Annotated in this window: 15 protein-coding genes; 5 read left to right on the top strand and 10 right to left on the bottom strand. The window is 73.4% G+C overall.

The window, feature by feature from the left end; all coding sequences use genetic code 11:
• Positions 1 to 10 precede the first annotated feature (10 nt).
• Positions 11 to 1084: a redox-regulated ATPase YchF gene (gene ychF / locus BM223_RS05325; RefSeq protein WP_038681058.1), complete on the bottom strand. Its 1074-nt coding sequence runs from the start codon at positions 1082 to 1084 to the stop codon at positions 11 to 13.
• 108 nt (positions 1085 to 1192) lie between these two features.
• Positions 1193 to 2047 (bottom strand): M57 family metalloprotease, encoded by an 855-nt coding sequence (locus BM223_RS05320; RefSeq protein ID WP_075018470.1) that lies wholly within the window; start codon positions 2045 to 2047, stop codon positions 1193 to 1195.
• Between the two features lie 181 nt (positions 2048 to 2228).
• On the opposite strand from BM223_RS05320, the gene BM223_RS05315 reads away from it, so the two are divergent.
• The 4 genes from BM223_RS05315 (at position 2229) to BM223_RS05300 (ending at position 8619) form a co-directional block, all read left to right on the top strand.
• Complete coding sequence (locus BM223_RS05315) at positions 2229 to 3011, top strand: exodeoxyribonuclease III (RefSeq protein WP_038681060.1); 783 nt, start codon at positions 2229 to 2231, stop codon at positions 3009 to 3011.
• A gap of 107 nt (positions 3012 to 3118) precedes the next feature.
• Complete coding sequence (locus BM223_RS05310; protein ID WP_141267339.1) at positions 3119 to 5071, top strand: cellulose biosynthesis cyclic di-GMP-binding regulatory protein BcsB; 1953 nt, start codon at positions 3119 to 3121, stop codon at positions 5069 to 5071.
• On the top strand, positions 5052 to 6704 hold the full coding sequence (locus tag BM223_RS05305) for a hypothetical protein (protein WP_052138944.1): 1653 nt from the start codon (positions 5052 to 5054) through the stop codon (positions 6702 to 6704). The genes BM223_RS05310 and BM223_RS05305 overlap by 20 nt, the downstream gene beginning before the upstream one ends.
• Before the next feature lies 1 nt (position 6705).
• Complete coding sequence (locus BM223_RS05300) at positions 6706 to 8619, top strand: glycosyltransferase (RefSeq protein WP_075018469.1); 1914 nt, start codon at positions 6706 to 6708, stop codon at positions 8617 to 8619.
• A gap of 3 nt (positions 8620 to 8622) precedes the next feature.
• Here the strand turns inward: BM223_RS05300 and BM223_RS05295 are convergent, their stop codons facing one another.
• The 8 genes from BM223_RS05295 to BM223_RS05260 are packed head-to-tail and all read right to left on the bottom strand — an operon-like array spanning position 8623 to position 17080.
• Positions 8623 to 9408 carry a glucosamine-6-phosphate deaminase gene (locus tag BM223_RS05295; RefSeq protein ID WP_038681063.1) on the bottom strand — a complete coding sequence of 262 codons (786 nt, stop codon included), beginning with the start codon at positions 9406 to 9408 and terminating at the stop codon, positions 8623 to 8625.
• Entirely contained in the window at positions 9408 to 10523 is a 1116-nt protein-coding gene (nagA, locus tag BM223_RS05290) for an N-acetylglucosamine-6-phosphate deacetylase (protein ID WP_235318993.1), read from the bottom strand. Before nagA ends, BM223_RS05295 begins: the two co-directional genes overlap by 1 nt.
• The gene (locus BM223_RS05285; RefSeq protein WP_052139394.1) at positions 10520 to 11410 is read right to left on the bottom strand and encodes an ROK family protein; all 891 of its coding nucleotides are present in this window, start codon (positions 11408 to 11410) and stop codon (positions 10520 to 10522) included. The genes nagA and BM223_RS05285 overlap by 4 nt, the downstream gene beginning before the upstream one ends.
• A gap of 11 nt (positions 11411 to 11421) precedes the next feature.
• A complete protein-coding gene (locus BM223_RS05280; protein ID WP_038681067.1) occupies positions 11422 to 12852 on the bottom strand; it encodes a glycoside hydrolase family 3 protein in 1431 nt (476 codons plus the stop codon).
• Positions 12849 to 13691, bottom strand: a complete 843-nt coding sequence (locus BM223_RS05275; protein WP_141267343.1) for a carbohydrate ABC transporter permease — start codon at positions 13689 to 13691, stop codon at positions 12849 to 12851. The genes BM223_RS05280 and BM223_RS05275 overlap by 4 nt, the downstream gene beginning before the upstream one ends.
• Complete coding sequence (locus BM223_RS05270; RefSeq protein WP_200887006.1) at positions 13691 to 14590, bottom strand: carbohydrate ABC transporter permease; 900 nt, start codon at positions 14588 to 14590, stop codon at positions 13691 to 13693. The genes BM223_RS05275 and BM223_RS05270 overlap by 1 nt, the downstream gene beginning before the upstream one ends.
• Positions 14591 to 14633: 43 nt before the next feature.
• Positions 14634 to 15908 carry an extracellular solute-binding protein gene (locus BM223_RS05265; protein WP_052138945.1) on the bottom strand — a complete coding sequence of 425 codons (1275 nt, stop codon included), beginning with the start codon at positions 15906 to 15908 and terminating at the stop codon, positions 14634 to 14636.
• Positions 15909 to 15955: 47 nt separating this feature from the next.
• A complete protein-coding gene (locus BM223_RS05260; protein ID WP_038681073.1) occupies positions 15956 to 17080 on the bottom strand; it encodes an ROK family transcriptional regulator in 1125 nt (374 codons plus the stop codon).
• 94 nt (positions 17081 to 17174) lie between these two features.
• Here BM223_RS05260 and BM223_RS05255 point away from each other — a divergent pair, with 94 nt between their 5' ends.
• Positions 17175 to 18254 (top strand): ABC transporter ATP-binding protein, encoded by a 1080-nt coding sequence (locus tag BM223_RS05255; protein WP_038681075.1) that lies wholly within the window; start codon positions 17175 to 17177, stop codon positions 18252 to 18254.
• The last annotated feature ends 15 nt before the right edge of the window (positions 18255 to 18269 follow it).

The raw sequence follows: 18269 nt of genomic DNA, 5'->3' as shown, positions 1-18269 counted from the left end.
TGAACCGGAACTAGACGTTGAACCTGAACTCCACCACGTCACCATCAGCCATGACGTAGTCCTTCCCCTCCATCCGCACCTTCCCCGCCTCCTTGGCCTTCGCCATCGACCCCGCCGCGACCAGGTCGTCGAACGAGACGACCTCGGCCTTGATGAAGCCCTTCTGGAAGTCGGTGTGGATGACGCCCGCGGCCTCGGGGGCGGTGGCGCCCTTGGGGATGGTCCACGCGCGCGACTCCTTGGGGCCGGCGGTGAGGTAGGTCTGCAGGCCGAGGGTGTCGAAGCCGACGCGGGCCAGGACCTCCAGGCCGGGCTCGGTGACGCCGGCCTCGGCGAGGAACTCGGCGGCCTCCTCGTCGTCGAGCTCGATGAGCTCGGACTCGAACTTGGCGTCGAGGAAGATGGCCTCGGCGGGGGCGACGATCTCGCGCATCTTGGCCTTGAGGGCCTCGTCCTGGAGCTCGTCGGCGTCGCAGTTGAAGACGTAGATGAAGGGCTTGGCCGTGAGCAGCGAGAGCTCGCGCAGGAGCAGGCGGTCGATCGAGGTGGCGATGATCGGGGTGCCGGCCTCGAGGGCCTCCTTGGCCTGCTTGGCCGCGTCGAGGTTGGCGGCGAGCTCCTTGACCTTGCGCGCCTCCTTCTCCAGGCGGACGACGGCCTTCTCGACCGTCTCGAGGTCGGCGAGGATGAGCTCGGTCTGGATGGTGGAGATGTCGTTGGCCGGGTTGACCTCGCCGTCGACGTGGGTGACGTCCTCGTCGCGGAAGACGCGGGTCACCTGGCAGATGGCGGCGGACTCGCGGATGTGGGCGAGGAACTTGTTGCCCAGGCCCTCGCCCTGGGAGGCGCCGCGGACGATGCCGGCGATGTCGACGAACTCGACGGTGGCGGGCAGCTGGCGCTCGGAGCCGAAGATCTCGGCGAGCTGGGCCAGGCGCGGGTCGGGGACGCCGACGACGCCCACGTTGGGCTCGATGGTGGCGAACGGGTAGTTCGCCGCGAGGACGTCGTTCTTGGTCAACGCGTTGAAGAGCGTCGACTTGCCTGCGTTGGGGAGACCGACGATGCCGATGGTGAGTGCCACGGGGGGCGATTCTATGGGCGGGCGGCCCGGCTGCGCGCATCGACGCGAGAACGGTACGGGTGGGGCTACCCCCGAGTCGGAGCCCCACCCGTGCCGTCCACCACCGGGTCAGGAGCCGTAGAGCGCCCGGACCCCCGTCGCGTCGGACGCCTGGAACTCCAGGTCGGCCGAGCTTCCGTTGCACTGCGGGTAGTGCATGATCGACGCCGAGTCGTACGGCGTCAGCGGCCGCCAGTTGTTGTCCTCGAAGCAGGTGCCCGCCTCAGGACGGGTGTGCTCGTGGCGGAAGCCCAGCACGTGGCCGAGCTCGTGGCCGAGGATGTCGCCCGGCTCCCAGTTGCCCGAGGACCAGATCGAGTCGTCGACGAGCACGTTGCGCGAGCTCTTGGCCGAGCTCGGGAAGAACGCGCGGGCGATGTACTGCGAGGTGTTGACCGGCTCGACCGAGAACACCACGTTGTTGTTGCGGGTGGTGCAGCTGCCGTTCTGGGCCGGGACGTAGACGAAGTTGACCTTCGACGTCGCGTTCTCCCACAGCGCCGTGCCGGCGTTCATGGCGGCGACGATGTCGGCCTGCCGGGTGCCGAACTTCGTGCTGACGCAGTAGGTCAGGTTGAGCGCCTGGCTCGCGCTCCACTTGTCGTCGCGGCCGTTGACCGTGTTGACGATGAGGTCGCCCTCGTGGCCGTCGCGGTCGTGGTTGCCGAAGGGGCCGACCATGCTGTTGTAGAACTTCTTCAGCTCGGCCTTCGTGCTGAGGGCCTCGTCGCCGTTGACGACGTACGCGCCGTCGACGTCGACGTAGGTCGACGCCTCGAACTCCTGGTACGTCGGCGGCGCGCTGAGCGTGCTCCAGCCGGTGTCGGCCGACGCCGAGCCCGAGCCCGAGGCGGCTGCCCCCGCGAAGGCGGTCACCAGGCAGGCGACGCCGACGGAGATCCTGCTGATCCGAGATGACAACATCCAAGAACCTTTCTCCCGAGAGTGGATCCGGCACATCGAATCGCTCGGATCGGCCTCAGGACAAGAGATTCTCCGACTCAGAAAGCGGCAGGGTCCGCGGCTGCACGAACGTGAGCCACGGACGGCGGCCACCCGACCGGCCGCCTGAGCCGCCGGCGACGGCAGCGACTAGCCTGCCCAGGTGCGGATCGCCACCTGGAACGTCAACTCCCTGCGCACGCGGATCGACCGCGTCGAAGCCTTCCTCGACCGGCACGACGTCGACGTGCTCGCCGTCCAGGAGACCAAGGCCCGTGAGGAGCAGCTCCCCCTGATGGGCCTGCAGGCGCGCGGGTACGAGATCGCCGCCCACGGCCTGAACCAGTGGAACGGCGTCGCCCTGATCAGCCGCGTCGGCCTCGACGACGTCGCCGTCGGCTTCCCCGACCAGCCCGGGTGGGGCGACCCGTCCGAGGTCGAGGCCCGGGCGATCGGCGCCACCTGCGGCGGCGTCCGCGTGTGGAGCCTCTACATCCCCAACGGCCGCAAGCCCGACGACCCGCACTACCTCTACAAGCTCGACTGGCTCGCCCGGCTGCGCACCGCGGCGGAGTCGTGGCTCGACGTGCCGACGGCGCTCGTGGGCGACTGGAACATCTGCCCCACCGACGACGACGTCTTCGACGTCACCCAGTTCAAGAACTCGACCCACGTCACCCCGCCCGAGCGCGCGGCCTTCCAGTCGTTCCTCGACGGCGGGTGGTCGGAGGTCACCCGCGCGCACGCCCCGGGCTACACCTACTGGGACTACTACCGGCAGCGCTTCGAGCGCGACCGCGGGCTCAAGATCGACTTCGTGCTCGGTTCGGCGCCGCTCGCCGAGCGGGTCCGCGGGGCCTTCATCGACCGCGAGGAGCGCGACCCGAGCGTGTTCGCCGGGGCGCCGTCCGACCACGCGCCGGTCGTGGTCGACCTCGCCGACTGAGGGCACCGGTGCCCAGGACCTTCGTCCCCGCACACCGGTCAGATGCGGCTCTCTCCGGCCGATCAGGGTAGAGATGTCGTGACAACCCCCCACCAGAAAGCAGCACCTTGCTTCGCGCCAGAATCGCGCCCCTCGCCGTCCTGACCTCCCTGTTCCTCACCGCGACGGCCCCAGGCCTGGCACCGGCGCCGGCCCACGCCGAGACGCTCGCCGTCCCCGGGTCGACGTCGGCGACCGTGGGAGCGGCGTCGACCTTGGAGGTCGCAGTGCCCCCGGGGGTGACGCCCACCGAGGTCACCGGGCGGCTGCGGCTCGACGACACGATCGACGGGACGGTCGCGTTCGTCGTGGGTGGCCGGATCGCGGCCCGGGTGCCGGCGCGGGCGGCGGCGAAGGTCGTGGTGCCGGTCGGGCGCGGTGACGTGGTGGACGGCCGGCTGCAGGTGCAGGTCCGGGTCGACGCCGAGGGTCGCGGGGACGCGTGCACGACGGTCAGCGACGTGCGGGCGACGCTCGACCAGGTCGCGCTGCGGGTCGAGGGCCGCGAGACGGCGCCGACCTCCCTGGCGGACTTCTTCGCCCCCTACGCGACGGCGGTCGACGTCGTCGTTCCTGCCGACGCCGGCGAGCCGGTGCTGGCGGCCGGGCTGACCGCGGTCGCCGCGATCAGCAGCCGGTACGCCGACACGACGGCCGTCCGTCTCACGACCCCCGACGACGTCACGGCGGCCGGTCCCGGCGTCCGGGTCGTCCGCCTCACCCCCGGCACCGGGACGGCGACCAGCGAGCTCAGCGACGACGCCGGGGTCGCGACTCTCACCCTCGGCGGCGGGGACGACGAGCTCGTCGCGGCCGCACGGGGCCTGGGCGCCGAGGCGCTCGGCCTGGCCGACGCCCCGAGCACCGAGGGGCTGGCCGCGACGGGCGAGCGCGGCGCGACGACGACGGACGAGCTGACGCTCGGCGAGCTCGGCGTCGACCGGGCGGTGCTGAGCGGGTACGGCCGCGTCGAGCAGTACGTCGGGATCCGCCAGGACGCCTTCGGTGGCCCGGTGGGCGCGCTGCGGATCGACCTCAACGGGACGCACACCGCCGTCCCCGAGGGCGCACGGGCCCAGCTCGACGTCTACGTCAACGACCGGCTGGTCGACTCCACGCAGCTCGACGACGACCCGGTGCTGCACCGCGAGATCGAGGTGCCGGCAGCCGACGTCCAGGGCGACAACGGGCTGGTCGTGGTGCTCAGCGCCGTGCCGCCGCGCGAGTGGTGCGTGGGCGGCGACCGGCAGCTGCCGATGGAGGTCCACCTCGACACCGCGCGGACCGTCGTCCACGCCGACCGCGGCGGCGCCCGGACCACCGGCTTCGCGTCGTTCCCGCAGAACCTCGGCGGCCGCCTCGCGGTCGCCGTGTCCGACCACGCGGCCGACCCGGTCGCCGCCGCGGTCGACGCCGGCGCCGTGGTGGCCGCGCTGCAGCGGCGCGCGGCCCGGCCGCTCGACGTCCGGATGGTGCCGGCCGCCGACCTGCGCGACGGCACGACCTCCGGCCTCCTGGTCGGCGCCGGCGAGGACGACTCGACGGCGCTGAAGGCGCCGCTCCGGCTCTCCGGGATGCGCCTGCTCGACTACGCCGAGGCGACGTTCGAGGTCGGCACCGACCAGCCGTACGCCGCCCTGGTCGCCGTCCGGCACCGCGGGCGCGACGTGCTGATGCTCGGCTCGTGGGCGCCGGGCGGCGACGCCGCCGCGCTGGAGCGCCGGGCCGCCACCTACCTGGCGACCGAGGGCTGGGGTGCGCTGAGCGCGAACCTGCTCGTGCAGCCGGCGGCCGGTGACCCGTTCACGATCGACGCCGACGCCGTCGTCCCCCAGCAGGAGCGGGTCGACGAGCAGCGCTCGTTCGCCTGGTGGCTCGTCGGCGGGCTCGCCGTCCTGCTGGCGCTCCTCGGCGGGCGCTGGCTGCTCGCCCGGCGCCGGCGCCACGAGATCACCGAGATCGTCGACGCCCAGGTCGCCGCGGACGCTGAGGCACAGGCCGGTGACCACGACCGCTCCTGAGCGCACCGGGACCCGCGCCGGGACCCGCGCCGAGGCCCGCGCCGGCGCGGGCCGCCGGGTCCCCGGCAGCGTGCCGGTGTTCCTGCTCGGCTGCGCCGTGGGCACGATCGCGTCGATCTGGACAGTCCGGGCCGGCACCAACCTCGACTACGGCGACGCGATGGCGCACCTCACCATCGCGCGCCGCATCCTCGACGGGCAGACGCCCGGGCTGCAGCAGCTCGGCACGGTCTGGCTGCCGCTCCCCCACCTGCTGCTGATGCCGCTGGTCCAGGACATGTACCTGTTCCGGACCGGCATCGCCGCGTGCATCCTCGGCACCCTCTGCCTGGGCATCTCGGCGACCGCGCTGCACCGGATCATGGTCCGGCTCGGCCTCGGCCGCACCGCCCGCGTGGTCGGCCTCGGCGTCCTCCTCGCGAACCCCAGCCTCCTCTACGCCTACACGACCGCGCTGACCGAGCCGGTGCTCATCGCCGCCATCCTGGCGTGCATCGCGGGCCTGTCGGGCTGGGCGTTCAGCGGACGCCGGCTCAGCGGCGGCGAGCTCGCCGTGTTCGCGGGCATCCCCGCCGCCTGCGCCGTGCTCACCCGGTACGAGGGCTGGGCGCTCGTCGCCAGCGGCGCGATCTACGTCGTCTTCGTCGTCGTACGACGTGGCGACGGCGTGCGCCGGGCGCTCGTGATGGCCGCGGCCTTCGCGTCCGCCCCGCTCGCCGCGATCGGCTGGTGGCTGTCGTACAACGCCGCCTGGTACGGCAATCCGGTCGAGTTCCTCACCGGCCCCTACTCGGCCGCCGCGTTCACCGAGGTGTTCGTCGAGCAAGGCCAGCTGACGACGAAGGGCAACCTCGGCCTGTCGTTCAAGGTGTTCGGCTGGGCCGCCGTCGAGTCGGTCGGGCTGCTGCCGCTGATCGCCGCCGGGATCGGCCTGGTCCTGATGACCTGGCGCTGGGGCATCGACAACCGGGCACTGACCATCTGGCTCGCGGGGACGTCGAGCGCGTTCCTGCTCTTCAGCCTCACCACCGGCCAGCACATCATGGTCAACGACGTGTCCCTGCCGTCCGGCGCCTACAACAACCGCTACGTGCTGTCCGCGGCGCCGTGGGCGGCGCTGCTGTGCGCCTACCTCGCCCACGAGATCGGACGCCGGAAAGCCCTCGCCGGCGCGGGTGTCGTGGTGGCGACGGTGGCCGCTCTCACGGCGCAGAACCTCTGGTGGGCGGGCGATCCGGGCGAGCGGATGACCGTGATCGAGGAGGCCCACCTGGGCCAGCGCAACTTCACCGACGTCAAGAAGATGGCGCGCTGGCTGCACGACCACTACGACGGCGGCAACCTCCTCATCGACGAGAGCGCCGACAAGCTGGCGGTCGCGCCGGTGATCGCGATCGACTTCGACCAGGTCTACAACCGGGCCGCGGGCGACGCCTTCGACGACGCCCTCGCCGACCCGGGGAGCCACGTGCGGTGGGTCGTCATGCACCGCACCCAGGTGACGACGTACGCGACGAAGGCCGCGCTGGACCTGGTCACCACCGCCCTCGCGGACGACCCGGCGTTCCTGGCCGGGTACGAGCTCGTGTACGAGATCGCCGACCTCGGCGTCTACCGCCGGATCGGGGGCTGATGTGCAGATCGGCAGCCACCTCGTCGCGACCGGGCGGATCACCCCCGAGCAGCTCGACACCGCGCTGACCCACCAGCGGGCCGAGGGCGGGCAGCTCGGCCAGCACCTGGTCCTGGCCGGGGCGCTGACCCGGCGCGAGCTCTACGAGGCGCTCGCGGAGCACTGGGAGACGGCCTCGCGCGACCTCGTCGCGCACCCGCCCGACCCGGCACTCGCCGGACGACTCGACATCGCCGAGCTCAGCCACCTCGGCTGGGTCCCCTGCGAGGAGCGGCCGGACGGGACGCTCGTCGTCGCCACGTCGGTGCGGCCGACGCCCGAGCTCCTCGAGCAGGTCCGCGAGCGCTTCGGCACCGACCAGGTCGAGCTCGTCGCGAGCACGCACTGGGACGTCTTCCGGGCCAGCGAGCAGGCCAACCGCGGCAAGCTCCAGCGCCTCGCCGAGGACATGCTCGCCGAGGAGCGTCCCGAGCACTCCGCCCGGCGCGGGCTGACCCGGCTGCAGCTGGTGCTGCCGTTCGTCATCGGGCTCGTCTTCCTCGTCGGCGCGGTGCTGGAGCCGCGCCGGGCGTTCGTCGTCCTGCTGTCGGCGACGAATCTCGTGTTCCTGCTGAGCATCCTCTTCAAGGCGGGCTCGAGCCTGCGCGCGCCCCTCATGCGCGCCCGGCGCGAGCGGCGCCGCCTGGCCGAGATGCGCGAGCGGCAGCGCCGCGGCCTGGCGCCGGAGTGGCAGCCCGGCGGGGACGACGCGGAGCTGCCGGTCTACACGATCCTGGTCCCCGCCTTCCGCGAGGCCAACATCATCGACAAGCTGATCCGCAACCTCGGCGCGCTCGACTACCCGCGCTCCCGGCTCGACGTGATCGTGCTGATGGAGGAGAACGACCCCGAGACGGTCGCCGCGGCCAAGCGGGTGGCGCCGCCCGACTACGTGCGGCTGCTCGTCGTCCCGGCGGGCGAGCCGCAGACCAAGCCGCGCGCCTGCAACTACGGCCTGGCCTTCGCCCGGGGCAAGTACGTCGTCATCTACGACGCCGAGGACCGGCCCGAGCCGCTCCAGCTGCGCAAGGCCGTCGCCGCCTTCGAGCGCGACGCCTTCGAGCACGAGCACCTCGGCTCCACCCGCCCGCGGCTCGCGTGCGTGCAGGCCGCGCTGCACTACTTCAACGCCGACTACAACGTGCTCACCCGGATGTTCGCCATCGAGTACGCGCACTGGTTCGAGTCGATGCTCCCCGGCATCGACGGCAGCGGCATCCCGCTCCCCCTGGGCGGCACGTCGAACCACTTCGACACCGAGGTGCTGAAGCGGCTCGGCGCCTGGGACCCCTACAACGTCACCGAGGACGCCGACCTCGGCCTCCGCGTCTCGGTCGAGGGCTACCGGGTCGACGTCCTCGACTCGACGACCGGCGAGGAGGCGTGCGCGACCGTCCCGGCCTGGATCCCCCAGCGCACGCGGTGGATCAAGGGCTACCTGATCACCGCGGCCGTCAACATGCGGCACCCGCTGCGCTTCCTGCGCCGGGTGGGACCGCTCGGCATGGTGGGCATGGTCGGCCTCATCATCGGCACCCCGCTGACCTTCCTCGCCTACCCGCTCGTGCTCGGCTTCACCGTCATCACGTACGTCGGCGTGCGGCTGATCGGGCTCGACCTCCCCCACTGGGTCGTGCTGAGCAGCCTGGTGACGGCGGTGCTCGGCAACGCGCTCATGATCATCGTGTCCGGCATCGCCGCGACCCGGCGCTACAACTGGCGGATCGGCGTCTTCGCGCTGCTCAACCCCCTCTACTGGTGCCTGCACGCGTATGCGGCGTGGCGGGCGCTCGGCCAGACGATCTTCAGCCCGCACCGCTGGGAGAAGACGCCGCACGGCATCTCCGAGGACTACGAGAGCACCGCCCACGTGTAGGGCTCAGAGCGGCTGCCAGGCCGGCTTCGCGTCGTACACCTCGCGGTAGTGGGCGCGCCGGACCAGGCCGGCCGCCGCCTCGGCGTCGCACAGCACGGTCGCGTGCGGGTGCAGCTGCAGCACCGAGGCGGGGCACGACGCCGTCAGCGGTCCCTCGACCGCGGCCGCGAGCGCGGCGGCCTTGCCCGCGCCGGTGGCGAGCAGCAGGAGGTGCCGGGCGCGCAGGATCGTGCCGAGCCCCTGGGTCAGCACGTGGCGCGGCACCTCGTCGATCGCCCCGAAGAACCGGGCGTTGTCGCGCCGGGTCTCGTCGGTGAGCGTCTTGATCCGGGTCGCCGACGCGAGCGACGAGCCGGGCTCGTTGAACGCGAGGTGGCCGTCGCTCCCGATCCCCAGCACCTGGACGTCGACCCCGCCCGCCGCGGCGAGCGCCTCCTCGTAGCGGGCGCCCGCCGTGGGCAGGGCGTCGGGCGCCGGATCGGGGCCGTGGACGCGCTCGGGCGGGATGCCGAGCGGGTCGGTGAGCTCGCGGGCGATGGTGGCGCGGTAGGACTCGGGATGGCCGGGCGGCAGGCCGACGTACTCGTCGAGGGTGAAGCACCGCACCGAGTCGTACGACGGTCCGGCGCCGGCGCGGTGCCGCCGGATCAGCTCGCCGTAGGCGGGCAGCGGCGTCGAGCCCGTCGCCAGCCCGAGGACGGCGTCGGGACGGGCCCGGACCACCGCCTCGACGACGTCGGCGGCGAGGGCCGCGACCTCGCCGGCGTCGGCAAGGGGGACGACCTCCATCAGCGGCCTCCCCGGCGGTCGTGCAGCACCCGGCCGCCGACGACGGTGGCGACCACGGTCAGGTCGTCGTCCACGAGGACGAGGTCGCCGCGCGCACCGGGCGCGAGCGTGCCGCGGGACGGGTCGCCCAGCAGCGCAGCCGGGACCGTCGTCGCGGACGCCACGGCCTCGGCGAGCGAGCAGCCGGTCGCCGCGCGCAGCACGCGCAGGCACGCCGGAAGGTCGGCGGCGGAGCCGGCGAGCGTGCCGTCCTCGAGCCGCACCGTCCCCTCCCGCACGACGACCGCCTGGTCGCCCAGCCGGGCCGGACCGTCCGGCATCCCCAGGGCGGCGGTGCAGTCGGTGACGGCGAGCAGCCGTCCGGGACCGAGCGCCCCGGCGAACGCCGCGACCGTGGTGGGGTGCAGGTGGTGACCGTCCGCGATGACGCCGACGGTGAGGCGCGGGTCGGCCAGCGCCGCGCCCACCGGACCGGGCAGGCGGCCGGCCAGCGCGGGCATGGCGTTGCCGAGGTGGGTGACGGCGCGGGCTCCTCGGTCGGCGGCTGCCGTCATCTGCTCGGGCGCCGCCTCCGTGTGCCCGAGTGCGACGACGACGTCCCGCTCGGCGAGCGCCGTCACCACGTCGAGGGCACCGGGGAGCTCGGGCGCCAGCGTCACCATCGCGACGCCCGCCGCCCGGGACCAGCCGGCGACCAGGTCCGCGGAGGGCTCGGCGAGCCACCGCGGCGGGTGCGCGCCCTTGCGGGCGGGCGCGATCATCGGGCCCTCGAGGTGCACGCCGAGCGGGACCGCCCCGGTCCATCCCGCCGGCGGTCCCGCCGCGAGGACCGCGAGGGCGCGCTCCCGCGCCTGCGGCGCCGAGGTGATGATCGTCGGCAGGAAGGCGGTGACGCCGTACCGCGGGAGGGCGGCGGCGACCTCCCACAGCCGCTCCGGCTCGTGCGTGAGGTCGATGCCCGCAGCACCGTTGACCTGGAGGTCCAGCAGCCCGGGGAGCACGTGCAGGCCGCGCGCGTCGAGCACGTCGCCGCCGGTGGCGGTGGGTGCCACGTGGCCCTCGGCGATCGTGACGTCGACCGAGCCGCCGGTGACCCGGAGGCTGCCGCCGCTCACGACGGCTTCCCCAGCAGGGCTGCGCCCAGCGCGGCGACCGGTACGTCGAGGGGCGCGAGCCGCAGCCGGCCCGGCAGGTCGAGCGAGCGGAGGAACGGCGAGGCCGCGGCCTGCTCCGCCAGGGCGTGCGCGACCGCCACCCGGAGCCGGTCCCCGACCTGGGCGACGCCACCGCCGAGGACGACGACGGCCGGGTCGACCGTCAGCGCGACCAGCCGGACGGCGTCCGCGACCCGGGCGGCGAACCGGTCCCGGACCGCGACCGCGTCGGCGTCGCCTGCGGCGGCCGCGTCGAACAGCGCCTGCCCCGCGGGCTGGCCCGAGCCGCTCGGCCACAGCGCCGCGAGGGCCGACCCGGACGCCATCGTCTCGAGGCACCCGACCTGGCCGCACTCGCAGCGCGGGCCTGCCGGGTCGACCGGGATGTGCCCGATCTCGCCGGCCGCGTTCTGCGCACCGCGCCGCAGCCGTCCCTCGAGGACGAGCGCCGCAGCCAGCCCGGTCCCGAGACTGAGGTAGCCGAGGTCGTCCAGCCCCAGCAGCGCGGCGGCCCCGAGCGCGGCGGCGTTGGCGTCGTTGTCGAGGACGACCGCCGTACCGACGGCCGCGCCGAGCCGGGCGCTGAACGGGTAGCCGTCGGCCACGCCGAGGTTCACGGCGTGCCGCACGGTGCCGTGGGCGACGTCGACCAGGCCGGGGATGCCGACGCCGATCACGCCCGTCGTACGGTCTCCGGCGGCCGCGCGCAGCTCCGCGACGACGTCCGCCGCCGCGGCGACCACCTGGTCGCCGCCGCTCGGGCTCGCCACCCGCACGGACCCGAGCACCTCTCCCTGTGCCGACGCCACGACCCCGAGGATCTTGGTCGCACCGATGTCCAGTCCCATGAGCACGCCGCTCACCTGTCGAGCCCCGCTTCCCGAAGAATCTCCGTCACCGCCGCGATCGACGGCTGTCCGTTGCCCTGCGTGCAGATGCGCGCGTGGGGCGCGTGCGCCCACCCGGTGCGGGGGCCGGGCCAGCCCCACTCGACGACGACCAGTGGCCCGGGATGGGCCGCCAGCGCGGCCGCCACCTCGGGGCGCCGGTGCGCGTCGCGCACCTGGACGACGAGCGCGCCGTCCGGCAGCGGCTCGCCGGCGGCCACCTCGAGATCCGCGACCAGCCCCCACCGTCCGGGACCGACCGCGATGTTCGCCTCGGTCGCGACGCTGACGACGCGCGCGCCGGCCCCCGTCAGGTCGGGCAGCGGCCCTTCGACCAGGCACGCCGCGCGGGCCGCGGCGGCCAACCGGCCCACCTCGACCCCGCAACCGGGCGACTTCGTGCCCGCAAGCCCCCCACTTCGCGGGAGGTCGGCGATCCGGGTGGCGGCGTCGGTGAGCCGGGCGAGGGGCAGCCGGCCGGCGTCGACGGCGGTGACGATCGCGGCCTGGACCTCGCGGACGAGGCCGGCGTCCTTGTCGGGGCCGATGCAGAGCAGGTCGCAGCCGGCGGCGAGCGCGAGGACGGCGGCCTCCGGGATGCCGCGGGACGCGGAGGCGCCCGCCATGTCGAGCGCGTCGCTGACGATCGCGCCGTCGAAGCCGAGCTCGTCGCGCAGCAGGCCCAGCACCGGCGCGGACAGGGTGGCGGGGTGGTCCGGGTCGAGGGCCGGGACCAGCAGGTGCGAGGTCATCACGGCGGCCGCTCCCCCCGCGACGGCGGCAGCGAAGGGCCGCAGCTCGCGCGCCCGGACGACGTCCGCCGGCGCTGCCAGGACGGGCAGCGTCAGGTGGCTGTCCTGAGCGGTGTCGCCGTGCCCGGGGAAGTGCTTCACGCACGCCGCGACGCCCTCCGCCTGCAGCCCCTCGACCCAGGCGGCGACGTGGCGTCCCACCCGGGCGGGGTCGGCACCGAAGCTGCGGGTGCCGATGACGGGGTTGTCCGGGTTGCTGTTGACGTCGGCGACCGGGCCGAGGTCGAGGTCGATCCCCAGCGACGCGAGCTCGGCACCGACCGCGGCGCCGACGGCCCGGGTCAGGTCGAGGTCGTCGACCGCGCCGAGCACCGCGGCGCCCGGCACCGGGCTGGCCTCGCGGGTGTGCAGGCGGGTGACGTCGCCGCCCTCCTCGTCGAGCGCGACGAGCGCCCGCGGGCCGGCCGCCCGGACGGCGGCCACCAGCACCGCGACGTCCTCGGCGGTGCCGGTCAGGTTGGAGCCGAAGAGGCAGATCCCGCCGAGGCCGTCGGCGAGCAGCGCCGCCCAGTCCGGTGGCAGCGACGGCCCGGCGAAGGACGCGAGCTGCACCCGCAGCGCCAGCGCGGCGACGTCCGGGGTCGCGCTCATCCCTTCACCGCGCCCGCGGTGAGCCCGGAGACCATCCGGCGCTGCACGATCAGGAAGAAGATGACCACCGGGATCGTGATCAGCGTGGACGACGCCATGATCGCCCCCCAGTCGACCCCCCGGCTGCGCGAGTCGGTGAACGCGACCAGCCACACCGGGAGCGTCTCCTTGGCCGGGTCGGTCATCACGACCACCGCGAGCGTGAACTCGTTCCAGGCCTGGATGAACCCGAAGACGCCCGTCGCCACCAGCCCCGGCGCGAGCAGTGGCAGGGTCACCCGGAAGAACGCCTGGGTGCGCGAGCAGCCGTCCATCATCGCGGCCTCCTCGAGCTCGCGCGGGACGCCGTCGACGAACCCGCGCAGGGTCCACACGGTGAACGGCAGCACGCCGGCGACGTAAACGATGGTGAGGCCGAGCACCGAGTTGAGCAGCCCCATGCCGTCGAGCATCTTGTACTGGCTGATGAACAGCGCCTCGGCCGGGATCATCTGGATCACCAGCAGCGCCAGGATGAACGAGCGCCGTCCCCGGAACCGGAACCGGCTCACCGCCACCGCCGCGAGGAACGCGAACAGGATCGCCACCACCACGGTCAGCAGCGTCACGCTGAGGCTCGTCATGAGCGCGTCGCTGAACCCGCCGTCGGTGAGCACCTTGCGGTAGTTGTCGAGCGTGCCGTGCCACGGGACGAGGACGGGGTCCTCCCCCTTGATCCGGTTGCGCGGCAGGAAGGAGCGGCTGACCATCCAGTAGACCGGGAAGATGCAGACCAGCAGGACGACGAGCCCCACCACGTCCGCACCGAGCCGTACGGCGGTCGGGGTGCGCCGCGCCATCAGTCCTCCTCCTGCTTGAGCATCAGCCGGACGTACGGCGCGGTGAGCACCACGGTCAGCACGAGCATGAACATCGCCGCTGCCGCGGCGGTGCCGAAGTCACCGCCCTTGATGCCGAGCGTGTAGATGTAGGTGCCGAGCAGGTTGGTGTCGTCGCTGACCCCGCCGGCCTTCTGCAGCGTGTAGATCTGCGTGAACACCCGCAGGTCCCAGATGATCTGCAGGAGCACCACCACCAGGAGCACCGGCCGGATCGCCGGCAGCACCACGTGCACGAACCGCTGCCACGGCCCGGCGCCGTCGATCGCCGCGGCCTCCACGACGTCCTCGGGGACCTGGGTCAGCGCGGCGTAGAGCGTGAAGGCCACGAACGGGACGCTCATCCACACCACGATGATCGTCGCGACGAAGAAGAACGACCAGGGGTCGAGCAGCCAGCCGTGTCCCTCGAAGTCGCCGCCGGCCCGGGTGAGCAGCCAGTTCACGACGCCGTACTCGGTGTCGAAGAGGAACTGCCACACGGTCATCGCGGCGACCACCGGCATCGCCCACGCGAGCAGCAGCCCGCACTGCGCGAGGATCCGCACGGTCCGGCTCATCCGCGCCATCAGCAGCGCCACCCCGAGCCCGATCCCGAACGTCAGCCCCGCGTTGACGAAGCAGAACGCGATCGTCCGCAGCACCACCACCCACAGCGCGCTGTCGGTGACCAGGTCGCGGTAGTTGCCGAGACCCACCCACTCCGGCGCCTGCCCGAACTGCTGGGCCAGGCCGAACTCCTGGAGGGAGAGCACGACCTGGCGCAGCAGCGGGTAGCCGAGCGCCAGCGCGAGCAGCGCGGTCGCCGGGAGCACGAGGCCCAGCGGCAGGCTGGGACGTCGTACCGCACGTCGCGTCACGGGGCGGTTCCTTTCTGGGGGTGCGGCCGACGGGTCGGTGGGCCTAGCCGAGCTCGGCGTTGATCTTGTCGTCGGCCGCCTTCGCGAGCTCGGCGACGTCGCCACCCTGCGCGAGCCGGCTGTAGAGGTCCTCGAGGATGAACTTGCCCTCGATGGTCGCCCACGTGGCCGCGGCCGGCGTCAGCTTGGCGTTGGACGCCGCCTCGATGGTCGCCTTCGCGAACTCGTCGTCGCCGAGCTTGCTCGCCAGCGACTCCTTGGCAGGCGTCAGGCCGGCCTCGGCGAGGATCGTCTGGTACTCCTCGCTGAGCATCAGCTCGACCACGTCGCGCGAGAGGTCCTGGTTGGGCGACTTCGCGGAGATCGCGATGTCGGAGCCGCCGAGGAGCACGGGCGCGGGTCCGCCGTCGCTGCCGGGCAGGGCGAAGACGCCGACCTTCTCGGCGAGCTTCGGGCAGCCGCTCTTGGGGTCGGTGAGCATGCCGTAGACCCAGCCGGGGCGCGACATCATGCCGATCTTGCCGGCGCAGAAGGGCGTGACCGGGTCCGACTCGTTGGCGTCGGCCGGCGCGCCGGAGGCGGAGGCGTAGAGGTCCTGGAAGGCGGTCAGGCCCTCGATCGACTCGGGGGTCGAGAGCGTGGCCTTCCAGGTGTCGCCGTCGGCGGCGGCGAAGTCGCCCCCGGCGTCCCAGAGGAAGGCGGCACCGTCGCGCCAGTCCTTGCCGGGCAGCCAGTAGCCGGAGAAGTCGGCCTTGCCGCTGTCGGCCTTGAGCTTGCCGGCCGCCGCGACGAAGTCGTCCATGGTCGCGGGGACCTCGGTGATGCCGGCCTTCTCGAAGAGGTCCTTGCGGTAGAAGACGTACGTCGAGCCCGCGTAGTAGGGCACCGCGAAGGTCTTGCCGTCGATCGTGGCGCCGTCGACGAAGCCGCTCAGCAGGTCGTCGCCACCGAAGCCGTCGAGGTCGTCGGTGAGGTCGCTGAACGCGCCGACGGTGGTGAAGGTCGGGGCCTGGGTGTTGCCGACCTCGACGACGTCGGGCGTCTGGTCGGCGGAGGTGAGCGCCGTGGTCAGCCGCTCGACCAGGCCCTCCCACTCCTGCTGCTCGATGGTCAGGGTCGACCCGGGGTGGTCCTTCTCGAAGGTCGTCTTGAGCCAGTCGCGCGCCGCCTGGGGGGTGTCGGCGCCGTTGAGCCACACGACCAGGTCGGCCTTCTCGGGGCCGCCACCGGACGGCTTGTCGTTGTCGGATCCGCATGCACTGGTCACGCCCAGCAGGGCGGTGACGGCCGCAACGGCCAGGGTCTTCTTGATACGCACCGCTATTTCCCTTCGATCTACCAACCGGACGCGGGGGTCCCCTGCGTTCAGGACACTCCGAGCTCGCCCGCGAGCACGACACCGGTCGCACCGACGAGCACGCCGTCGTCGCCGAGGGGCGACGGACGGACGACGAACTGCTGGGCCGAGACGGGGAGCACGCGCTCGCGCACCACCCGCTCGGCCACCTCGGCCAGCGGTTCGACCAGGTCGGCCGGTCCGCTGAGCACCACCTCGCCCAGGTTGAGCGTGGCGACGACGGGGGCGAGCACCTGGCCGAGCCGGGCACCGGCGTCGGCGAGGACGGCGGCGGGGTCGCCCGCGGCCAGCTCGCGACGCAGCCGCGGCACGGCGAGATAGGTCTCCAGGCAGCCAGGGCGACCGCAGCCGCAGCGCGGGCCGTCGGGGTCGACCTGCACGTGGCCGATCTCGCCGGCGGCCCCGCCCTGGCCGTGCAGGAGGGCGCCGCCGATGACGAGCCCGGCACCGAGACCGGTGCTGAGCCGGAGCAGCATGAGGCCGCCGTCGCCCCGGCTGCCGAAGACGAACTCCCCCATCACCGCGGTGTTGGCGTCGTTGGCGACGTACACGGGCTGCTGGAGGGCCTCGGTGAGGACGTCGGCGAGCGGGAGGTCGTGCCAGCCCAGGTTCGGAGCGTCGCGGACGACGCCGTCCGGGCTGACCACGCCGGGCGTGGCGACGCCGACGCCGAGCAGCGGGCGGCTGCTGCGGGCGGTGAGGTCGGCCGCGAAGGCGCGGACGGCGGCCACGGCGTCGTCGCCGCGGCGGCCCTCGAGCGGGCGGGCGTCGCGGAGCACGACCTGGCCCGCGAGGTCGAGGACCGCGCCGGTGACCTGGTCGTCGACGGACAGGTCGATGGCCACGACGTGCTTGGCGTCGGGGACCAGCCCGATCAGCGTGGGCGGCTTGCCGACCCGGCTCTCCGACGGGGTGCCCAGCTCCTCGACCAGTCCCTCGGCGAGCAGCTCGGCGACCAGGTCGGACACGGTGACCCGGGTCAGCCCGCTGCTGCGGGCCAGGTCGGCGCGGCTCGCGGGACCGGTCGCGAAGAGCTCCTGGAGCACCATCGACCGGTGGTGGCGACGGGAGTCGGCCCGGGCGAGCTTGATCCGCTCTCGGGGCGACCGGTCGGTCGGGCTGCGCCAGGACATGTTTGTTAGTTCAGCACACTTACATATACCCTCGCAAGACCCGAATGCGATCCAGGTCACACTGGGTCACCGAGACAGCGAGGCAGGAGCAGCGATGGCGAGCATCACCTTCGACGGCGCCCAGCGGTGGTACGCCGGGGCCGACGCCCCCGCCGTACCGGGCATCGACCTGGTGGTCGAGGACGGCGAGTTCCTCGTCCTGGTCGGCCCCTCCGGCTGCGGCAAGACCACCACCCTGCGGATGCTCGCCGGCCTCGAGGACGTCGACGCCGGCCGGATCCTGATCGGCGAGCGCGACGTCACCACGCTCCCCCCGAAGGACCGCGACATCGCGATGGTCTTCCAGAGCTACGCGCTCTACCCGCACAAGACGGTGCGCGAGAACCTCGGCTTCGCGCTCAAGATGGCCAAGGTCGAGCGCACCGAGCGCGAGCGCCGGGTCGACGAGGCCGCCGCGCTGCTCGGTCTCACCGAGCTGCTCGACCGCAAGCCCAAGCAGCTCTCCGGCGGCCAGCGCCAGCGGGTCGCGATGGGCCGCGCGATCGTCCGCTCCCCCCAGGTGTTCTGCATGGACGAGCCGCTCTCGAACCTCGACGCCAAGATGCGCGTGCAGACCCGCAGCGACATCGCCCGGCTGCAGCGCGAGCTCGGCGTGACCACCGTCTACGTCACCCACGACCAGGTCGAGGCGATGACCATGGGCGACCGGGTCGCGGTGATGGACGCCGGCGCGATCCAGCAGGTCGACACTCCCCTGGCCCTCTACGACAAGCCCGCCAACCTCTTCGTCGCCGGCTTCATCGGCTCCCCCCAGATGAACCTCCTGGCCGGCCGGGTCGACGACGGCCACGTCCACCTCGGCGGGTACGACCTCCCGCTCGACCCCGCGACCGCCCGCGTCCTCACCCCCGAGGTCACCGTCGGCGTCCGCCCGGAGGCCTGGACGCTGGTCGCCCCGGGCGCCGGGCTGCCGGTCCGGGTGCACCTGGTCGAGGAGCTCGGCTCCGAGGGCTTCGCGCACGGCACGGCCGACCTCGGCACGCACACCGCCCCGCTCGCCGTCCGGCTGCCCTCGCGGGGGCACGTCGGGCCCGACGACCTGCTCCACGTCGCCGTCCCGCCGGGCGCGGCCCACGTCTTCGACACGGCCAGTGGTCGCCGGCTCAGCCCCTGACCTGGTCTAGCGTGG

Source organism: Pimelobacter simplex (assembly GCF_900114845.1).
In the GTDB taxonomy this organism is placed as follows: domain Bacteria; phylum Actinomycetota; class Actinomycetes; order Propionibacteriales; family Nocardioidaceae; genus Nocardioides; species Nocardioides simplex.
Note: the sequence above shows the minus strand (reverse complement) of the source record. Positions and strands in the feature narration are given on the sequence as shown.

What these genes read in the sequence shown, in the direction of transcription:
- BM223_RS05285 (WP_052139394.1), bottom strand. Translation starts at nt 11,410, where the DNA reads ATGGGACTGGACATCGGTGCGACCAAGATCCTCGGGGTCGTGGCGTCG.
- BM223_RS05295 (WP_038681063.1), bottom strand. Translation starts at nt 9,408, where the DNA reads ATGGAGGTCGTCCCCCTTGCCGACGCCGGCGAGGTCGCGGCCCTCGCC.
- BM223_RS05280 (WP_038681067.1), bottom strand. Translation starts at nt 12,852, where the DNA reads ATGAGCGCGACCCCGGACGTCGCCGCGCTGGCGCTGCGGGTGCAGCTC.
- BM223_RS05255 (WP_038681075.1), top strand. Translation starts at nt 17,175, where the DNA reads ATGGCGAGCATCACCTTCGACGGCGCCCAGCGGTGGTACGCCGGGGCC.
- BM223_RS05260 (WP_038681073.1), bottom strand. Translation starts at nt 17,080, where the DNA reads ATGTCCTGGCGCAGCCCGACCGACCGGTCGCCCCGAGAGCGGATCAAG.
- BM223_RS05275 (WP_141267343.1), bottom strand. Translation starts at nt 13,691, where the DNA reads ATGGCGCGGCGCACCCCGACCGCCGTACGGCTCGGTGCGGACGTGGTG.
- BM223_RS05320 (WP_075018470.1), bottom strand. Translation starts at nt 2,047, where the DNA reads ATGTTGTCATCTCGGATCAGCAGGATCTCCGTCGGCGTCGCCTGCCTG.